This window comes from Paenibacillus sp. J22P143 (assembly GCF_059692035.1).
On the sequence record NZ_JCAUAQ010000016.1, the window covers coordinates 85,239 to 104,784 of the forward strand.

Here is a 19,546-nt window from a genome sequence, read left to right on the forward strand (position 1 = left end):
CCTTCCTCAAGTAAATCTTCTCTCTAAACGGTTAAACACCGAGTTAATAATGACCGTAGCAATCAGACAAATCACAACCAAGAACGCAGCAATCGCGCTTCCGTAGCCATATTTCATGGAAAGGAATGAGTTGTTGTACATCAGTGTAGAAATAACGTCTGTCGCATGGGCAGGTCCGCCACCAGTCATAACCATAACCATGTCAAACGCTTGTAAGGAACCGATGAAAGCAAGGACAATCGATATTTTGAAAATCGGAATATTCATAGGGAAAGTAATATACCAGTCGGCTTTAAGGCCTTCTGCTCCATCAAGACGCGCAGCTTCATAGATATCAGCAGGAATGTTCTGAATACCAGTAAACTGGATTAAAGTGTGGTAACCCAAGTACTGCCAAAGTGCTACAAAATAGAGGGAATACATGGCTATTTTCGGATCGGTTAACCACGATCTCGTCCAGCTATGTAAGTTTAGCAGATCTAAAACTTGATTGAGCATACCGCCCATAGACGCTGGATTATAAATGGTTTTCCACAATTGACCAACGATAACAACTGATAAAATAACCGGTAAAAAGTACGCAGAAACGAGGAAATTCGGTTTTTTGACAAAACGATTAAGTAAAATGGCTACACCCAATGCAATTGGGATTTCACACATGGAAAATACAGCAAACATTAATGTGCGCTTCACGGATGGCCAGAACACAGGGTCATGGAAAAGCATCGTGCGGAAATTCTCAAGTCCAATGAACTTAGCACCACTGATCCCGTTCCAATCAAGCAATCCACTATACATGGATACAAGAATGGGCACAAAAACGAGACAAACATAGATCAATAAACAGGGCAGTACAAACATGGCAATCGTCCACTTGGAGACTCTTAACACATTCACTTGGCTCGCCTCCTTCATGGGGATATACTAAAATAAACGACTCCCTCTTCCCTACAGGACGAATGCGTTTATCCAAAAATATAGCCGGCGTATTATGTGAAACATATATATGATTATATTTCAATGGGAATTTACCTAGCGTACCCTTTGCGGCACACCAGGCAAATTCCCTATTGGGCTATAATATCAACTTATTTCTTCTTGTTTGTATCGTAAGCTGTTTGGTGCTCTTTCGCTACAGCAGCTGGATCTGACTTCTGTACGAAAAGGTTTTGAATGCTTGTTAAGTGGCCTTGCGCTGTTCCTGGGTTCATCGTGTTATCGAACGCAAGGTCTCCGCCTTTAACTTTTTTGAACAATCCAAGTACGTCCATTGCCATATCGGAGTATCCAGCAGCTTTGAAGTCGCCGTCAACTTTTTGTGCGATACCTACAGCGCCTTTAACTGCGAAAGCTTCTTTAGGGAAGTTCAACATGAAGTAGTTCAAGAAATCTTTCGTTTCTTTCAAGTTCTTGCTGTTAGCAGATACTGCGAATGCAGAACCTGGAGCCAACATGAACTCATCTGGGTTACCTTTACCTTTAACAGTTGGGAATTGGAATACGCCAACTTTACCGTTAACGGAAGATGTTTCGATACCGCCAGTTGCCCAGCTACCCATGAAGTACATAGCTGCTTTACCTGTTTTGAACAAGTTCTCACCTGCGTTGTAGTCAAACGATGTTGCGCCTTCTTGGAACGCACCAGCTTGAACCAAGTCTTGGAAAGAGCTTACTGCATCTGTGAATGCGGGATCAGAGAATGTTTTCTTACCGTCTACAACGGCTTGCAAGAATCCAGGACCGCCGTTTGTGCGAAGCAATACGTTCATGAATAAGAAGGAACCTGTCCATGAATCTTTTTCACCGATCGCCATTGGCTGAATGCCTTTGCTTTTCAATGTTTTAACAGCTGCAACCATATCTTCGAATGTTTTTGGTACTTCAACGCCAGCTTGCTTGAACAAGTCTTTGTTGTAATAAACAACAGCGATGTTGTTACCATCCGGCAATGCGTAGATGTTATTGTTGAATGTATACCAGTTAAGGATACCCTCTTGGAATGTACCTTTAAGTCCGTTTTGCTCAACCATGTCATTCAAAGGAGCGAATAGGCCTGCATCAACGAAAGGTTGCATTTGTGCAGCTGGGTTCACGACAGTGATGTCAGGAACTTCTTTGGAAGCTGCTTGTGTTTTCAATTTAAGCTTTTGTTGATCCGTGTTCAAGGAATCAAGTTCGATCTTGATGTTCGGATTTTTAGTTTGATAGTCGTTTACGATTTTCTTCAACATACCGTTTTTCGGATCAGTTGGATCCGGATATATGTTTTGGAACGTGATCGTAATGTTCTTCCCAGTTGCTGGCGCCGTTGTTGCTCCTGCTGCTGGTGATGCTGTGCTCGTGCTATCTCCACCTGAACCACACGCTGTTAAACTAATGGCTAGCAAGCTTGCCGCAATGACTTGTAGTGATTTATATTTTTTCACCAATGTAAATCCCCCTCGTTTTGAGTGAATGTCTTTATGTCCTTATTATGCCGTGAAAATGATACCCCTTACAATGCGTGAACTTTAGGTATCATGTTTGATTTTTATAGGTTTATCTCCTCACATAACTTCCCCGCAAGGCGGTTTCTTTATGAGAAAAACGGAAGTTCGATGCGAATTACAGGAAAAATGGAAAGGAAAAAAGCGACCCCTCGGCAGCATACGCTGACTTGGAATCGCTTGGTTAAACAGGATTTTTCAGTAGGCTTTTGGCACTTCTACGCGGTTCGTGATACCGTCTTGGGTGAAGTAGATGTGAACGTCAAATCCTTGATCATCCATGAAATACGACACGTATTTCGGTTCGCCGTGCTTGATCGGCACAAGAAGTGTCGCGATGCGGTGGCTGCGAGCAGGCTTCGTTGTTGCCTTCAAATGATAGTGCGGCGGTAATCCCTCGATCTCAGACTGATCGATATCTGTGAAGCTTTGATGCTGTGAAAGCTCTAGCTCACCTGAGGAGCAGTACACGAATCGGCCGTCCATATCGGCCTTGCGGCCTTGAACTTTAAACATTTGACCGCTCAGCTTCATTTCATACAGTGTCTGGAACAGCCAATCAACGGTCCCAACCTGTGTGAGATCGATATGGTCAACGACCAAAACGTAGGTGCCGAAGAAATACAACTCACGTACATAGCGATCCAGGTATGGCACGTATTCTTGGTATGCCGCAGTCGCGTTACTGCGGGAATAGCCGTAGCCCTTGCGCTGTTCGGCAATCTCAACGAAACCATTGGCCGCCATGTTCAGCACTTTATTCTTCTCCGCATATTGGCCCAGGCCATCGATCAAAATGTTGTTCGTCGATCGTGTCTGTCTGCGCCAATTCATATGCATGGTGGAGCTGAACGCAACGTAGTAGCCGCTTTCGATAGCTAACGGCTCGCCGTAGGCATGCAGCAAGAAGCCGTTCTGGTCGCCATGACTATGGCTGACAGAGCCATATTTACTGCTCTTTGTAAGCAGCATAATGTGACGCTCTGGATCCGCCATATTCGAGTGGAATGCAACCCAGTCGATGTCACGGAACCATTTGACGGACTGAATGTTCGCGTCTGTTGGCGCGACAGCTTCAACTTGCGGATAGTCGTGACGGTACACCATCTCATCAAACCGGAAATCCCACCAGCCGTAATTGTAAAATTTCATTTCCGAATCCGTATCTGTCTCTTTAACGCGTTCGAAATACCATTGATACAAGCCGTTTCCTGTCACGCCTGCAAATTGACGGATATTAAAGCCGGTCTTCAGGCTGACCGGATCTCCCAATGTCGATTGATCGCCAAAGCTTGCCCGCAAGGTGTCTGGACTGAACGCATACAGCGGGAAATCGCCCGTTTTAGCGAAAAATGGTCGTATATAGAAGTTAATCCCCGTATATTTCTTCAGTAAATTCATCGCTTCCGTCACAAAAGCCATCCCCGTCGTCCAATACATCGGACCTTCGGCCCAGCCTCCGTCCGGCCCGCCCCATGGCGAGTAGAGACACGCGTAGTATTCAAGCGTATAGTCTAACCACGCTTGAACCTCCGGTTCTTCCTGCAAAAGCACAATGCAGCAAGGCACAAGCACGCTGGATAAGGAGCGCACGGCGTGACTGTCGAAAGGAACATGATGAATCTTGGAATGCTCGATGACATGCTGCGCGATTTGGCGTGTACGTTCGAGAAGAACGTGGCGAATTTGCTTTCGTTCATCATCGGAAAGTTGATCATAGAGCCAGTCATATCCCCAGGCGATTGCCCCTGCCATTCGGAAGGAAGCTTCATCATTATAATCGCGACTTGTAGTCCCTCTTATGTCCCATGTGCAGATGTGGAGCAACCAGGCTTTCGCGCGATGTAATAAGGATGTGTCGTTTAAAAGCTGACCAGCTACGGCAAGATGACGCACGGCATAGAGCGCTTCTTGCGTATCCATATACATCTGACGCCACAGTTTGGCTACCCGCTTATTTCCTGGGTAATGAAGGGGCTCTGCAATCAGGTCGCGTTCGATCCATGGTTGAACGGATTTTTCATAGAAAACATCCCATGCACAATAGGTTGGATCTGTTGCTAATTGACTGCGGAAGGCTTCTACCTCGGACGCTTGGAGCCATAATCTTGGATGCTGAGCTGAAACCTCTGCATAGCGCTTGGCTCTGCTTGGCAGTGGCGTTTCCGGCAAATCTGCCGGTACATCGAAGCGTCGAACACAGCTCCACGCCGTTTGTTCTCCGTTTTCTTGAAGCAACGCATAACGCCAGTAGTACGTGCCTGCTTCAAGCGCTGCATCAGGTGTATATAGGTTATATGGAATTGGCTGAACCGTTTGCGTTTCTGCCTGCGAGAAAGCCTCGGATTGTGCAATCTGAAGCACATATCGATCCTGCTCCAGCTGTGCCGGAATCCACGTGAAGCGTGGCGGGTTTTCCAGCAACACCGTCTTCTCATTCGGCTCGTATTGTACGGTTAACACACCGCTCTGCGGTTCGTAAAGTGGAGATAATGTCATGGATGATTCCCCCGATTTCAGCGCGTTAAGTATGTTCTTCGAGCAAACGCTCGAATGATAAACAAAATAATCGTCTACGCCGTCCTCTTAGGACGAGTGCGTTTATGGAGAAATATAGCCGACTTACTATGTGAAACATATAAAATCTTATATTTTCACAAAATTTGTAATCCCTTATCTGTCATTAATTGAATGCGGACAGAATCACTTGGGTGATCAGGGATACGAATGCTAATTTCATTTACCGCACTCTGCGCAAGCTGAACAGAGCTTCCCGCACGATACACGTGGATGAAATCCGCCTTGCGGTCATTTCGGCGATGAAGCATCGCCGTAAGGGAGCGGCTAGGATCTACAGCATCTCCTGGTGTTTGCACGGCGACAACCTCATCGCCTGGCTGAACGAGTGCGGAATGGAAGATGACTTCGCCAGAACCAGTGAGATTATACGAAACCTGAAGTTGCCCCGCTCCGTTAGCGCCAAGACCTTCGCACGGCACATATCGGCCAACGATAGGCAGCTGTTGCTCCTTGAGCGCCGTTGTTTCACCCGTTTTTTCAGCGATAAGCAGCTTATAGGCAGCCTCTTGGTTAAGCGGTTGTTGTGAGGCTACGATCGGCACAACGGGATGCATCCACCATTCAATCGCTTGCGGTTCTTCGGCCGCGAGCTCTACCTGGAACCAGTCCAACATCCACTCACCCGTGAGCAAAAGATGACGATTCATCGTACAGCCTTCGTAACCTTCGGTCGATTGTATCCAAGCGTAGACCGATGTTTCCGTTGCTTCGTAGTGCATAAGGCGTCCTTCATGCGGCGCTTGGGATTGCCCTGCCAGCGACACTGTATTATGGCTGGCTGTTTCTGCGAACCACGATCTGCGCATGGACGAGCCGTAAGGCACCATCCCGAGATCGGGCGTCAGGGTTTGATCTTGGTGCATCAACGTGAGATGCAGCTTGTCGTAGTGGCCGTGGGAACCGCCGTGCTCGCCGAAATCGGCGAGGAACGACAACGGGTTCCCCGCCATGCGGCCGATGACGAAGCCAGCTTCGGGCCAGAGCCGCGAGCTGCGCGGCTCTGGTGTAGCGGCGCGGTCAGCGCCACCGCCGTAGAGCAGCGCCTCGAGCTGCTCGTTCCCGGCAGCGCCTAGCTGCCGATACGCTTCGCGCAGCACTGGCGCAAGCCCGGCGATGCCGTAGATCGTGAGCCCCTGCTCAGCGATCTCGGCGATTTCGCGGGCGTAAGGGCCCCGCGCAAGCGGCCCGTCATGCAGGGCCGGCAGAGCGCCCTGGTCGTCGGCCAAGTCGGCCAATGCTGCAAGCATGCCGCACATGGATTGTTCCTCTGCGCCAGTCGTGGCGTAGAGATCAATGCCAAAGCGCTGTGCCATTTCGGCAGCGATCAGATAGGCACGAAGCACGAATACGTGGTAATACGTGCTTCCTTCGAATTCGAATTGATCGGGTTTGACGCCGATGGAAAGATGATGAATGAAGCCGCCTTCGCCTTCAATTAGCGCTTCTAGTGCTGCTTGCTCGCCTCTCGCTGCATATACACAAGATAAGGACGCATTCAGCCAAGCGGTATAGTTATTCTCCGCATTGTTCCGTTCATGAATTAGAATATGACGGTACTCCTCCATACTCCCCGACAACAAATCTAAGAACACGTCGATCGCTACCTGTTCCTTGGCATCGAAGGTAATGCCCTCATCGCGAAGAAGCAGATAAGCGCGGATCAGCGTTGTCGACCAAATCGCCTCCGTCAGCGCTTGATGGAAGGCGCGTCCCTTCAGCATCCAACTTTGTGCTTCCGGATGCACTGGATAGAGCGGAAACTGCTCCGCGTATTCGACAAGCAAGCTTTTGCTGATCTCCGCGTAGGACTGGTTGCCCAAAGCTGCATAAACTGCCGCGGATTGCAAAGCAACTCGCGCTAAGGACTGATGCTTAAACACGAGCCACGCACCGCGATAGGCTTCACCTGTGATGACACAACCATGCGGACATAGAAATTCTGAAGCATCTACAACGCTTTCATCGAACACCAGTTCGGTATGATGGTGTGGACAAACATACTGGTGCCACCAACCCCCAGGTTCTTTAGGAACGATCAGGCTGCCTGCTTGCTGCAGCCTGTCGATTTCTTCTTTCAGCCTTTGGGCGGTTTGACCCGCCCACGTCGTTGTCTCTACTTTGGCGCCTAACGGAATCGCGGTACTCATCGCATCATCATCCCGCCGTTGATTTCGATCGTTTCACCCGTTACATATGCAGCTAAATTGGATGCTAGGTAAAGAACTGCACCAGCTACATCGTCCGGCGTGCCTTCACGTTGCAGCGGAATGCCATTGATCGTAGCTTGACGCGCTGTATCCGTCGTGAATGTCGCGTGGAACATCGTATTACCGATAAAACCAGGGGATACGTTGTTCACGGTGATTCCACTAGCAGCAACTTCCTTCGCAAGACCTTTAGAGAAGGTTAGCACAGCTGCTTTACTTGCTGCATAAATGCTGGATCCCGGTCCACCGCCGTTATGAGCTGCAACGGATGTCATGTTAATGATACGACCGTAACCTTTCTCTTTCATACCAGCAAGCACTCGTTTGGACATGAATACGGTGCTCTTCAAATTCACATCCATGATGCGATCGTACATCTCTTCAAACATGTCAGCATTCGGTACACGTTGTACGAGGTGACCTGCATTGTTAACAAGAATATCTATGGTTCCGCTTAGTGCTTGCTCAACTTCACTCACAAGTCTGTCGATTTGCTCTACATTCGTTACATCCGCTTGTACCAGAACCGCTTCCCCACCCAATGCTTGAATTTCAGCAACAACTTCCTGTCCTTGTGCCACATTGTTCAAACAGTTAACGCCAACTTTAGCGCCATTACTAGCCAACGCCAGCGCAATCGCGCGTCCAATCCCTGCATTAGATCCTGTTACAAGTGCAATTTTCCCCGTTAAGTTGATGTTCATTGTGTTATCCTCCCATGGATGTAAACCTATTTTTTATTAAAATGCGCTGATAGCAGCGCGACTTCCTGCTCTATCTGCTCTATCTGCTCTATCTGCTCTATCTGCTCTATCTGCTCTATCTGCTCTATCTACTGAATCTCTAACGGACATGAAAGCCTCTATATCTTGAAAAAGAAGCAGATTCCCGATGTAACGGACATCAGCGCCGTTATTTACGGTTTTGAAGGTACAAATGTGCCTCAATGCAGCAAATAACGGCTGTGATGTCCGTAAGAATTCGTAATCCTGCCTTTTCCGCCAAATAACGTCTCTCATGTCCGTTAGGTGATCGATTCGGATGGATTCGGATGGTTAGGGATTACGCAGCCGAGGCCGCACCGTCTCCGGCATCGTCATCGTGACGTTGGTCCCGCGTCCCCACTCGCTGTCGATGGACAGCCCGTAAGCTTCGCCAAACACCATTTGAATCCGTCGGTGGACGTTCATTAATCCGATGCCACCACCCCGCTTAGCCACCGTACTAGCTTCTTCCGGCTCCGCCAAGCGATTCTCCTTCAGTTTCCTACGCAGCTCAGCTAGTCGTTCCGGCAACATGCCCGCGCCGTTGTCCTCAATGAAGACCTGAAACAAGCCGGCCTCTTTGCGGGCATCAATCCGAATGGTATGCCGATCCTCCACACCATCTGGAAAGGCGTGCTGAAAAATATTTTCAATCAACGGCTGCAACGTCAAGCGAACCATTTTCTCCAACAGCAAGCTCGGTGGGATCGCAACTTCAATCTCGAATTCCCGCTCTGTGCGATGCTGCAAAATAATCATATAGTTACGTACATGATTCAACTCATTCGCTACCGTGATTTCTTCCAAATTAGTTTGAACGGAGTAGCGAAGCATGAATGCCATCGCTTCAACCATATCCGTAATTTCACTGGAATCTTGAACAATGGCGTAGCAGTTGATCGTTTCTAACGTGTTATATAAGAAATGCGGGTTGATTTGCAGCTGCAAGGACTGGAATTCAGCCCGCTGACGTTCTAGCTTGGATTCGCCAAGCTCCAGCGCGTTCTTCTGCTGATCCAATTCTGCCTCATACACCCGCTCGATCATATCCGACAGGCGCGTCACCATCAGGTTATAGCTGTGAATGAGCCCACCCACCTCATCGGTTCGGCCTGTATCTTCGATATACTGCCAGTTCCCTTTCTCCGTCTCCCTCATACTGTCTTTGAGATCTCGAATCGGAGCAATAATGGAGCGACCAAACCGTGAAGCAAGCACGAGCGCAGCAGCCAATGTTACTAGACCTACAATAATCGTCGTTGTTCGAATCGTGTTAGCGGGTCGACGAAGCTCCTTCACCGGCATGGAGGCTACCAGATTCCAGTCTGAATAGGCTGATTTGCGCGATACAAACATCCGCTCTTCCCCGTTGTATTTGGACAAAAAGGTTTGATTACCACTTGCAAGCACTTGTGAAGCTAGATCGTCTTGCGGGTTCCGTTCACTCATGGCTTGCGGATAAATGTAATGACCAGCGTCGTCTACGATGAAGAAGAAGCCCTCTTTGCCCAAGCTGACACGGTCCCACGTCTTCGCAAGTTCGTCTAATTTAATTTCAATGGCGACAACGCCGCGGTTCGCATCCCCATACGAAGGACCCCGCACTTTGCGAGCCATCGTTACAACAGCTCCTTCATCAACAGGACGGATACTCATGTTGAGCAGCGCGATTTTGCCATCGCCAGGCGTTGATTTCATTAAATAATCGTACTTCTCACGCACAAGCACAGGATCAAAATTCAGCAAGTTCTGATTCTCATAAATAACCGAACGACCGTGCTGACCTGCGACATAGATCATGTTTAGCTGTTTATACAAGGTAATGACCGACGTGACCGAAATGCGGCCGAATTCCTTAATTTTTTCCGAATACACATAATACTCATAGCCATCATCCGGCTTAATTTCCATGAACGCTCGCACGTCAGAATTCGACGAAAAGGCATTGCTGAGCAGCTCATACGCCTGTAAATAGCTATCCGTCTGATAGTTCGCACTATCGATCATCTGCTCCATATATTGCTTCACTTGATCATCCAGTGCACGCGAAGATTGCCAGTAGGAAACAGCGCCAACGGACATCAGCGACAGCACGATAACGATGAGAAAGTACGCATAAATTTGACGCGAAAGCGACTTTCTCTTCATTAGCGAATCCCCATTCGCTGACGGTATTCCGAGGGTAGACAGCCTTCATACTTTTTGAATGTTTTCGTAAAATGCGGATGATCCGCATACCCAACCTCACCGGAGATATCTGTAATACGCCAATGCGGCTGCTGAAGCAGCTTCTTCGCCTTCTCCATACGTCGACGTGTCCGATACTGAACGAAGGTTTCTTGCGTATTTTGCTTAAACAATTGGCTAAAGTAAGAGGGATTTAACCCAATGAAATCAGCTACCTCTTCTAAGGAAACCTCCTCAGCGAGATGCTTCTCCATGTACTGCTTCGCTTCTTCGACAGGATCCTTCTGCTTGCCTTTACGCTTGCTCTTAAGCTCCTGCAGCAGCCCTTTCACAGATGTCGTGAACCAGAGCCACACGTCCTCCTCGCTTAGCGAAGCGGAAATTTTCAATTCCTCCTGGATCACATACACATCGCGAACGGTGAGCCGCCCATGCACAAGCGTATAGATCTCCTGCACAATATCACTAACGCGGTTGAGCTTTAATTTATAGGTGCTTAGCTCGGATTGGATCTCCTCGAGAACACGCTCAAGCTCCTCTTGCTGCAGCATCCACACCGCTTGCTCCAGGCGGGTAGCCCAGTTCTCCAGCTTCGTGACGGCGACAAATGACTCTGAGCTCACTTTGCTTTTGTTCAGAATGAGCTTCTCCAGCACCTGCTGAAATCCCTTAATATTGACTGGCTTTAACAGGTATTCTTTCACACCATAAGACACGCACTTCTGTGCATACTCGAAATCTCCATAACCTGAAATCACGACCACTTGAATGTCGGCATCCAGCTTGGCAATTTGAGCACATAGCTCCAGGCCATCCATCTTCGGCATGCGTATATCTGTAAACAGAAAATCAGGTCGTTCCTCTTGAATCCGCTGCATTGCGACAACGCCATTCTCAGCCGTTCGCAAGCTTTCAATGGGCAGCTCCGATTGTTCCACAAGCTTCTGTAATCCTCTGCGTATCATCGGTTCGTCATCGACAATGAGTATGCGGTACATGAGGAGCTCTCCTTTCAAAACCTGTTGAAATGCACGCTCCCCACGTACCGTTGGGTACGTGAGGAGTCGGCATGCTCAGGAACTGAGCTTATTTACGCGGCATCGACACTGTCGTACCGGAATCTTTACTATTAAATTTCTCTGTTGCTTCCTTGATCACTTCATTTCCGCCTTTGGACTTCCACTCTTCCAATACTTTCGGCCAGTCGGAAATCGGTTCTTTACCATAAACCATTTTCACCATGTGCGAAAGGATAACAGGAGGCGCTTGATCGGAAAGCGGTGAAATATCAGGATTTTTCATCAAAGATTCTAGACGAGGCTCGAAGTTGATACCATCGCGTCCTTCATTCTTCAATGTTGTGTCATACACGTTCATCAATTTCTTACCATCTTCTGTCAAGTTAAGTGTTCCCTTATTATAAGTTGTATCTTGAACGAGCCACAAGAAGGATTGACGGTAACGCTCCTCATCAACCGCAGCCGGATCCGTTGGCGTTTTGTAGTTGATTTTGCCATCTACTTCTGTGTACGTGTCGTCTTTGATACCGAAAGTGAAGAATTTCTCAGCTTCGTCGGACATCATCCAATCGTAGAACTTAATAATTTGCTCTGGGTTCTTCACATTCTTATTGATGAAATAAGCACGCGGCGCAGGTCCATACAAGTAGTGACCGCCTTTGCCATCCGGTCCCGTTGGGGAACTAATAATTTCAATATCGCCCGTTGGAACGGCTGCTTTCAGCTGTGTTTCCCATTGCAGCATTTCGTTCGCGTTCATGGACCACATACCTGCTTTACCAGCAAGAATGGTGTTCTTGAACACAGTCGCGTTGATGGTTGCGAATTCTTTGTTGATCAAGCCTTCATCAAACATCGTTTTGTATGTTTGCAGGGCTTTCGTCATGTTCTCTGTATCGAAGAATTTCGGCAAGATTTGATCGCCTGATTTCTCGAACATCGACAGGTACGGATACACATCATAAGCGCCGAAGAAGGAATCGGAATACTTGAAGTTCTCGCGGCCCATGTATGGGTTCTCAACACCCATTTCTTTGAACTTACGCAGAACTGCCATGTACTCATCTACGGTTTTCGGCACGCCTAGACCCGTTTTGTCCAGCAAATCCTTACGGATAAAGATCGAACGACGGGATGGGTTGGACAAGTACTCTGGAATCGCATAGATTTTACCGTTGTACGTTACGTTATCCCATGCATCTTTCGGAACTTTCTTCAGCAAATTCGGGCCGTACTTCTTCAGTAACTCATCCAGCGGTTGGAATACACCCGCTTTCACAGATCCTGCCATTTCTTTCCCGTTTACACCGCCGCTGCCTTGTACAACATCAGGAATGTCGTTGGTTGCAAACATTTGGATCATTTTTTGTTCATATTCTTTGTGAGGAACAAGCACGATATTCATATCCGAGTTCGTTAGCTCTTCAAGCTTCTTCACCCATTTGTCTTGGTTAATATCAGGTGATTTCTCAACGTGTCCGAACGCAAGTGTACGCAAGGAGATCGAGAACTTCGTTTTCTCTGCTGGCTTCGTACTAGCTGCACCTGCAGCAGCACTAGATGTAGGTTGATCCTCCGTCTTCGAAGAAGAACAAGCAACCAATGTACTGGCCATTAACACCGCAGCCATCGTCGTGGGAATCCATTTTTTCATTTCTACCCCTCTTTTCATATCGACTAAGTAACGAACGCTTTCACATCTTCATTGTAAAAGCGTTTACAATTAGCGACTATGGACTGTCTTTAGTTTGAATTGTCTTTTTTTTAGAATTGTGTAAAAAGAGTTAAATAATATCTATTTTGTATAATTTTGTCGAAGATATTTAGGATTTAACCGATCCAACCATCATCCCTTTGACGAAATGACGCTGTAAGAACGGATAAATAATAATGATCGGGAGTGTTGCGATAATAATCGTCGCCATTTTAATACCCTCCGGATCCATGTGAGCAAGCCCGCTGAATTGGGAGGCGTTCGGATCAATCGTAATATCGTCTGACACGATCAACTGACGCAGCTTCACTTGCAGCGGCCAGAGCGTAGGCTTATTGAGGTAGTAAATCGCACTTTGATACGTGTTCCAGTGGCTTACCGCGTAGAAAATACCGAGTGAAGCCATAACTGGCTTCGATAGCGGCAGCACGATTCTCCAAATCATGCCCATTTCAGAGGTGCCGTCAATACGACCCGAATCAATGATTTCACTTGGAATTTGCAAGAAAAACGATCGCATAATGAAAAAGTTAAAAGCACTGATCGCACCAGGAATCATAAGAGCCCAGAGTGAGTTCGTCAAATGTAAATTTTTCATCAAAATAAAGTTAGGAATCAGCGGCGCTGTAAACACCATCGTAATCAAAACCATGACGACAATCGCTTTGCGGCCCATATACTCAGGGCGTGAAACCGGATAAGCCAAGGACGCTGTTGCAATTAGATTGATAAGCGTACCTACGATCGTAATATACACAGTTACCCCGAAAGAACGCCAGATCGCATGATCACTGAACACGTATTGATAGTTAATCGTCGTAAAATGAACCGGCAGGAAAAGAACATCCCCCTTCACGATCGCTTCCGATGAACTGAAGGATTGAGCCAGTACGTTTAAGAACGGCAGCAGCATCACGAGAGAAATTGCCGTTAGGATTATCACATTAAAGCCGTTAAACACTTGCCAGCCGGCTGTCGGCTTGCGATTCATATAGCGTTCACCTCCGTCTTAGTACAAGCTTTCACCCGTTGTTTTTTTACTCAAAATGTTGCCAGTCGCAATGAAGATGACCCCGACTACCGCTTTGAAAAGTCCAATTGCCGTCGTATAGCTATATTGCTGACCTAGCAAACCTGCGGTGTAAATATACGTATCTAAAATTTCACCATTTTCTTTGTTGAGCGGATTCAAGAATACATACACGCGCTCAAAGCCAAAGTCTAGGAATTTACCAATGTGTAAAAGGAACAAAATCATAATCGTCGGTAGAAGCGACGGAAGTGTAATGGAAATCGTTTGTCTCCAACGATTCGCGCCATCTACTTCAGAAGCTTCATATAAATCGGGGTTAATTCCCGCTAGTGCAGCCAAATAAATGATCGTGCCGTAACCAGAATCACGCCAAATCCCCGAACCAATCAACACGGTGCGAATCCATGATTCTTCACCTAAGAAATAAATCGGTTCAAAGCCCAGCCACGTAACGAAGTGGTTCACTGCCCCTGTAGATGGAGAAAGAATACCAATCGCGATCCCGCTCACGATAACCCATGACAGGAAGTGCGGCATGTACACGACGGTTTGAAGAATACGCTTGTACAATACAACGCGAAGCTCGTTCAAGAGCAAGGCGAGAATAATCGGCGCTGGAAAACCAAGTAATAAATCATAAACACCAATGAGCACTGTGTTTTTCAAAATGTTGAGAAAGTCATAGTGTGCGAACATCCGGGTAAAGTTATCAAAGCCTACCCACTTACTGCCTGTGAAGCCGTCGAAAATGTTGTAATCCTGAAACGCAATAATAGAGCCTAACAACGGTACATACTTGAAAATAATAAAATAAACAATGCCCGGCAGTGATATCAGATATAACGCCTTATACTTCCAAAACGCTCGCAGCAAGGCCTTTCCTTTGCTTATCTGCTTACGTTTAGTCATTTGCTTTACCGCTTGTGCGTTGACCGCCATCCTCTGGCCCCCCTCACTCATCTTCGTCGATGTTATAGGTCTATCCTACCCCGATACAGCAGCTTACAGCTATGGAATGCCTTTTCACTGACTTGTGTTTTTTTTAGGTTTTTGGGGGTGGTAAAAACAGGGAGTGCCTCCTGCATGATGCACAGTAGCTTGGGCGGATTCCAGCAATTCAAAGACTCGAGCGCTGAGTATGGTTGCTGTAGTGATGTTTTTCATCACTACGGGTACAGAAGGACGGCCTCTTGGCCGGCTTCATCATCTGTAAGGTGGTTTTTCACCACTACAGTGGGTTCAACAGACGAATGTGGTTGCTGTAGTTATGTTTTTCATCATTACGGCTAGTCAAAGGTTGGAGGGGAGGAGATATACTCTCCTCCAACCCTTGCTAACGGACACAGACGCTTCTATTTACCAATTCTCGTACACATTTGGAGTCAATATGCCCAATTAATGGCTGTTGTGTCCGTTGGATTCTGAAATGGCCCATTCTATCCGATATAACGGCATTCATGTCCGTTAGGTTATGAATGCCGCCACTAGTGATCGAGCAGGATTTCTGCGAGGGGGACAGGGGCTAGCGGGCGGAGGCTACAAGGGCTGGAGTTCGGGTTCGGGTTACGGAGAAGGTTGTGTACCAAGTGAGGCAACCTTTGGTAGCGTTCTGCGACTACTGCATCATAAGCAAAAAAGTGCCCTCCCACAAAGGACAAAGGTGGGAAGGCACTTTCATTTATCTCTTTTCATTTACCCGTTCACGTGCTGCGCCGTGCGACTTTCCGTCGACACCTTGTGCGCCGCGACACCGCGTTTCGTCCGCAGTACTTCTGGCATAGCTAGAAGCGCCGGGAGAAGCATCGGCAGCAAGACGAAGCAGAGCACGATGAGACCGACGATCACGGCCACCGCCAGCTCGATCAACAGAACGAGGCCCGATGGCACGAGGGTGGCGAAGGTTCCGCCGAGGATGACCATGGCCGAGATAACCACGCCGCCGATGTGCTTGGCGGCTTGAACGATCGCTTTTGCCGGCGATAGCTCGCCAAGCTCCTTGTAGCGCATCATCAGGAAGATGCTGTAGTCGACACCGACAGCAATAATAATGATGAAGGAGAAGAACGGTACGAAGGAGGAAACCCCATCGGCACCGATGATTTTATCCGTTACGACATTCGTCGCTGTCATCGCCACGTAGTAGGAAATCACTAAGCTCAGGATGATGTAAACCGCTGGCCAGAAGGTGCGAATCACGAACAACAAGACGATGAACACGCCGATGATGACGATGATCGCAGTGCTGTTGAACGACTTCACCTGTGCCTTATTCGTGTCATACGTCGTCGAGCTCGGCCCCGCCGCGCCAACCTTGGCATGCTCGAGCACCGTGCCCTTCACGCTGGCAGCGAGCTCTGCGTTAATGGCTTCAATCGTATCCATCGCAGCCGATGAATACGGATCATCCTTCAGAATGACGATCATCTTCGTCATCGTCCGATCCTTGGACATGAAGCTGTCCAAGGACTTCCCGAAATCCGCGCTCGACAGCGCTTCTTTCGGGATGAAAAACGTCTTCGAGCCGTTCAGCTGCGTCAGGAACTGGCTCGTCAAGCCAAGCCCCTCGGACACGTCACCGAGTCCGTTGCCGCTCTGGCCAAGGCCGTCCTTCAGCTGGCCCATGCCGCCGCTGAGGCCCGACAAGCCTTCGCTCAGCTTCTGCTGACCGTCCTTGACGCTGCCTAGCGCAGCGTTCAGCTTCGCCATGTTTGCAGCGATCTCGCGGCTGCCCGCGCTGCCTTGCTTCAGCCCTTTGGCGAGCTCAGCCGCTCCGCTCTCCAGTGAAGCCAACCCTGCGGCAAGCTGCGCCTGCGCGCCATTCACTTGCGCCAAGCCTTGCGTCGCCTCCGCGAAAGCACTATTCAGCTTGGCAGCGTTCTTGCCAAGCTCCCCAAGTCCGCCGCTCAGCTGCGCCAGACCGGAAGCAAGACCTTCGCCCGTTTGCTTCAGCTTGATGTAATCGCTATCTATGGTCAGCTCGCTGTACTTGCTGCCAAGTCCGCCAATCAACCCATTCATGCCGACAAGCCCTTGCTGGATGCCCCCAAGCTGATTCTCAATCTGACTGTAGCCATCTGTCATGGCGCTATAACCTTGACCAAGCTGCGTAAGCCCATCCGTGATCTTCACGCTATTGGCATTCACTTGGTCAATACCATCCTTCAGCGCAGCAATACCCGAACTCAATTCACCCGCACCGCCAGCACCTTGCGCAATGCCGCTAGCTACTTGATCCAGCGCAGTCGTGAGCTTGCTATAGCCGCCCTGCACTTGACTCGTGCCATCTACAAGTTGGCCCACGCTTGATGTATCCGGTGTCGTCAATTTACTTTGCATCAGTGTAAGTCCGTCGCGAATTTGGTTTACACCCTTTTGCGAAGCGGTAATCCCATCCGCAACTGTTTTGGTTTGGCTAGAGATATAGAAATCATCAATCGGCTTCGATTCCGGCTGTGTCACGCTAGATACCATATCGATACCTGGAATACTTTTCAGCTTCTCCGTCACCTTATCAATCGCAGCTAAACCCTCATTGGTGTTAAGTGGTTTATCATTTTCGAGCACGACCATCGTCGGAAGCGCCTGACCGCGGCTGAAATGCTCCGCCACAAGGCTGAAGCCTTTGGTGGATGGGTGATCATTCCCAAGCTCCTTCAACTGGTCAAAAGACAGCTTCTGATGATTCGCAAGTGCAAGCGGAATCGTCACAATCAAGATGATGACCGTCGTAACGACTGGCCTTTTCACTGCAATTTTCGTCAAGCCAGCCCAGAATTTACTCTCCTTATGCCCGGTTGCTCCCTTGGAAGGCCAAAAGAGCTTATTCCCAAGCATTTTCATGAAAAATGGTGTCACTGTTACGATTTGGAGCAGGAGTATCGCCGTACCAATCGCAACCACATTACCTGATTGATAAATACCGAAATCGGAGAAGGTTAATGCGGCAAACGCGATAAACACAGTCAAAATACTGTAGAAAATCGTTTTACCCGCCGTGCGGTAGGTGACAAGGATCGCTTCATCCACGGATAAGCCATGGGATAATTCCTCTTTGAATCGATTAAATAAGAGAATGTTATAATCGGTTCCAATCCCGAAAAGAATCAAAATCAACAGCATCTGCGTGACACTCGTCACCGGGAAATTAAACTTATCAATGAGCTGTGCGGCGATCCCCATGGACACGAGGTACGAAATACCGACCGCAAGCAAGGACACCACAGGAATAATGACGGAACGGAACATAATCACTAGGACAGCTAGGATGAAAATGACCGTTAGCGCGGCGCTTTTTTCAACACCAGACTCGGAAACCTTAATATAATCATCCTGGATAAAATCCTCCCCAGAGAGGTAATACTCCACCTTCACGTCCTTCAAAACATCTTCAAATTCCAGCTTAATGTCCTCAACGTGGCGCCCTCTTTTGTCCAAAGAGAAACTCGCCATTAAGGTGGTGCCATCCTCGGAAATCAGCGATGACTTCGCCTCAGGCATCGTAAACGGATCAATCAACTGATTGAATCCAAGCTCGGCTTGATGGCTTTTCAAATTCGTAATGCCTGCCTCGATCGCCTTCATATCCGCATCCGACAGTTTGCTTGGGTTATGGAAAACGACGATATCACTCGTGCCCTCGACCCCATTGATTTTGTTCAAAATCGTTGAAGCAACCTTCGACGGTGCGTCACTGCGCAGCGGATCTTGCCCTCTAAGTCCAAGAATCGCGTTCACATCGGGCTGGAAAGCCGTCAACAGCACAGTAACTGCCAACCATACGGCAAGAATCGCCCAGCGCCATTTAATAATTGATTTCATCTCTCTCTTCTCCTCCACTCACCCAATTGAAACTGATAGTAAACGAGCGTTCATTATTGGGCTAAAAAATTTAGGACTGGCAAAGCTTTATTTTTTCTGAAATACCTGTGCAATACAGGTACAACAGTTCATCAACAAGCATTTTAATCGTATCGCCATCCTCATGGTCGCGCAAAATGAGACAAATACTCTCAATCATGGTGGTCGCAATCATGCGAGCAGCTAGCTGTTCTTTCTGTGGTAGATCACCCGTCGGTGCCAATTCTGCTGTAAATACTTCCGTGATAATCTGATACACAAGCGTAATCATATCCTGTTTCGCCGACGCGAATCGCGAGCCTTCACTCAGATTCAGAAGAATCGTAAGCTCCGTGCTGGATTCCTTGAACAGCAGCATCAGTGATGCATCAATTCTGCGCAAAATCAGTAAATGATCAGACAATGCCGTACAAAGGGTGTTATCCACCTCTTGCTTACTCACTCGCAAAACCTCGGCTAATTGCTCCTGAATGGGCTGGATCAGCTCATCGAACAGATCATCCTTGCTCTTGAAGTAGCGATAGATGTTGCCAGGTGTTATGCCAGCGGCATCTGCAATTTGCCGAATGGAGGCTTTCAAATATCCATGCTTCTTGAACTCGGCCAAGGCCGCTTGGCGGATACTCTTTTTGACTTCATCTTTTAAAATTTGCATTAATAAACACCCGTTCACTATTTGACGTCATAGAGGCATTATAC

At 48.1% G+C, this 19,546-nt stretch carries 12 protein-coding genes; all 12 read right to left on the minus strand.

Going from position 1 to position 19,546, the window contains the following annotated elements; genetic code table 11:
• Nucleotides 1-6: 6 nt before the first annotated feature.
• The 12 genes from AC58PQ_RS20080 to AC58PQ_RS20135 all read right to left on the minus strand — a co-directional run bounded on the left by AC58PQ_RS20080 (nt 7) and on the right by AC58PQ_RS20135 (nt 19,502).
• On the minus strand, nt 7-897 hold the full coding sequence (locus tag AC58PQ_RS20080; protein WP_497244607.1) for a carbohydrate ABC transporter permease: 891 nt from the start codon (nt 895-897) through the stop codon (nt 7-9).
• A 191-nt stretch (nt 898-1,088) separates the two neighbouring features.
• Entirely contained in the window at nt 1,089-2,429 is a 1,341-nt protein-coding gene (locus AC58PQ_RS20085) for an extracellular solute-binding protein (protein ID WP_497244609.1), read from the minus strand.
• A gap of 255 nt (nt 2,430-2,684) precedes the next feature.
• A complete protein-coding gene (locus tag AC58PQ_RS20090) occupies nt 2,685-4,985 on the minus strand; it encodes a DUF4962 domain-containing protein (RefSeq protein ID WP_497244611.1) in 2,301 nt (766 codons plus the stop codon).
• A gap of 155 nt (nt 4,986-5,140) precedes the next feature.
• Nucleotides 5,141-7,213, minus strand: coding sequence for a heparinase II/III domain-containing protein (locus AC58PQ_RS20095; RefSeq protein WP_497244613.1), 2,073 nt, complete (start codon nt 7,211-7,213; stop codon nt 5,141-5,143).
• Complete coding sequence (locus AC58PQ_RS20100) at nt 7,210-7,977, minus strand: SDR family NAD(P)-dependent oxidoreductase (protein WP_497244615.1); 768 nt, start codon at nt 7,975-7,977, stop codon at nt 7,210-7,212. Before AC58PQ_RS20100 ends, AC58PQ_RS20095 begins: the two co-directional genes overlap by 4 nt.
• A 351-nt stretch (nt 7,978-8,328) precedes the next feature.
• The gene (locus AC58PQ_RS20105; protein ID WP_497244618.1) at nt 8,329-10,185 is read right to left on the minus strand and encodes a cache domain-containing sensor histidine kinase; all 1,857 of its coding nucleotides are present in this window, start codon (nt 10,183-10,185) and stop codon (nt 8,329-8,331) included.
• The gene (locus AC58PQ_RS20110; RefSeq protein WP_497244620.1) at nt 10,185-11,222 is read right to left on the minus strand and encodes a response regulator transcription factor; all 1,038 of its coding nucleotides are present in this window, start codon (nt 11,220-11,222) and stop codon (nt 10,185-10,187) included. Before AC58PQ_RS20110 ends, AC58PQ_RS20105 begins: the two co-directional genes overlap by 1 nt.
• A gap of 88 nt (nt 11,223-11,310) precedes the next feature.
• Nucleotides 11,311-12,897, minus strand: coding sequence for an extracellular solute-binding protein (locus tag AC58PQ_RS20115; protein ID WP_497244622.1), 1,587 nt, complete (start codon nt 12,895-12,897; stop codon nt 11,311-11,313).
• Between the two features lie 169 nt (nt 12,898-13,066).
• Complete coding sequence (locus AC58PQ_RS20120; protein ID WP_497244624.1) at nt 13,067-13,948, minus strand: carbohydrate ABC transporter permease; 882 nt, start codon at nt 13,946-13,948, stop codon at nt 13,067-13,069.
• A gap of 18 nt (nt 13,949-13,966) precedes the next feature.
• Entirely contained in the window at nt 13,967-14,899 is a 933-nt protein-coding gene (locus AC58PQ_RS20125; protein WP_497244659.1) for an ABC transporter permease, read from the minus strand.
• A gap of 783 nt (nt 14,900-15,682) precedes the next feature.
• Complete coding sequence (locus AC58PQ_RS20130; RefSeq protein ID WP_497244626.1) at nt 15,683-18,808, minus strand: MMPL family transporter; 3,126 nt, start codon at nt 18,806-18,808, stop codon at nt 15,683-15,685.
• A 70-nt stretch (nt 18,809-18,878) separates the two neighbouring features.
• Nucleotides 18,879-19,502, minus strand: coding sequence for a TetR/AcrR family transcriptional regulator (locus tag AC58PQ_RS20135; protein ID WP_497244628.1), 624 nt, complete (start codon nt 19,500-19,502; stop codon nt 18,879-18,881).
• Nucleotides 19,503-19,546 lie beyond the last annotated feature (44 nt).

Excerpts from the sequence above, each read along its gene's own strand:
- AC58PQ_RS20090 (WP_497244611.1), bottom strand. The coding sequence starts at position 4,985 with ATGACATTATCTCCACTTTACGAACCGCAGAGCGGTGTGTTAACCGTA.
- AC58PQ_RS20095 (WP_497244613.1), bottom strand. The coding sequence starts at position 7,213 with ATGAGTACCGCGATTCCGTTAGGCGCCAAAGTAGAGACAACGACGTGG.
- AC58PQ_RS20100 (WP_497244615.1), bottom strand. The coding sequence starts at position 7,977 with ATGAACATCAACTTAACGGGGAAAATTGCACTTGTAACAGGATCTAAT.
- AC58PQ_RS20105 (WP_497244618.1), bottom strand. The coding sequence starts at position 10,185 with ATGAAGAGAAAGTCGCTTTCGCGTCAAATTTATGCGTACTTTCTCATC.
- AC58PQ_RS20110 (WP_497244620.1), bottom strand. The coding sequence starts at position 11,222 with ATGTACCGCATACTCATTGTCGATGACGAACCGATGATACGCAGAGGA.
- AC58PQ_RS20115 (WP_497244622.1), bottom strand. The coding sequence starts at position 12,897 with ATGAAAAAATGGATTCCCACGACGATGGCTGCGGTGTTAATGGCCAGT.
- AC58PQ_RS20120 (WP_497244624.1), bottom strand. The coding sequence starts at position 13,948 with ATGAATCGCAAGCCGACAGCCGGCTGGCAAGTGTTTAACGGCTTTAAT.
- AC58PQ_RS20125 (WP_497244659.1), bottom strand. The coding sequence starts at position 14,899 with ATGACTAAACGTAAGCAGATAAGCAAAGGAAAGGCCTTGCTGCGAGCG.
- AC58PQ_RS20130 (WP_497244626.1), bottom strand. The coding sequence starts at position 18,808 with ATGAAATCAATTATTAAATGGCGCTGGGCGATTCTTGCCGTATGGTTG.
- AC58PQ_RS20135 (WP_497244628.1), bottom strand. The coding sequence starts at position 19,502 with ATGCAAATTTTAAAAGATGAAGTCAAAAAGAGTATCCGCCAAGCGGCC.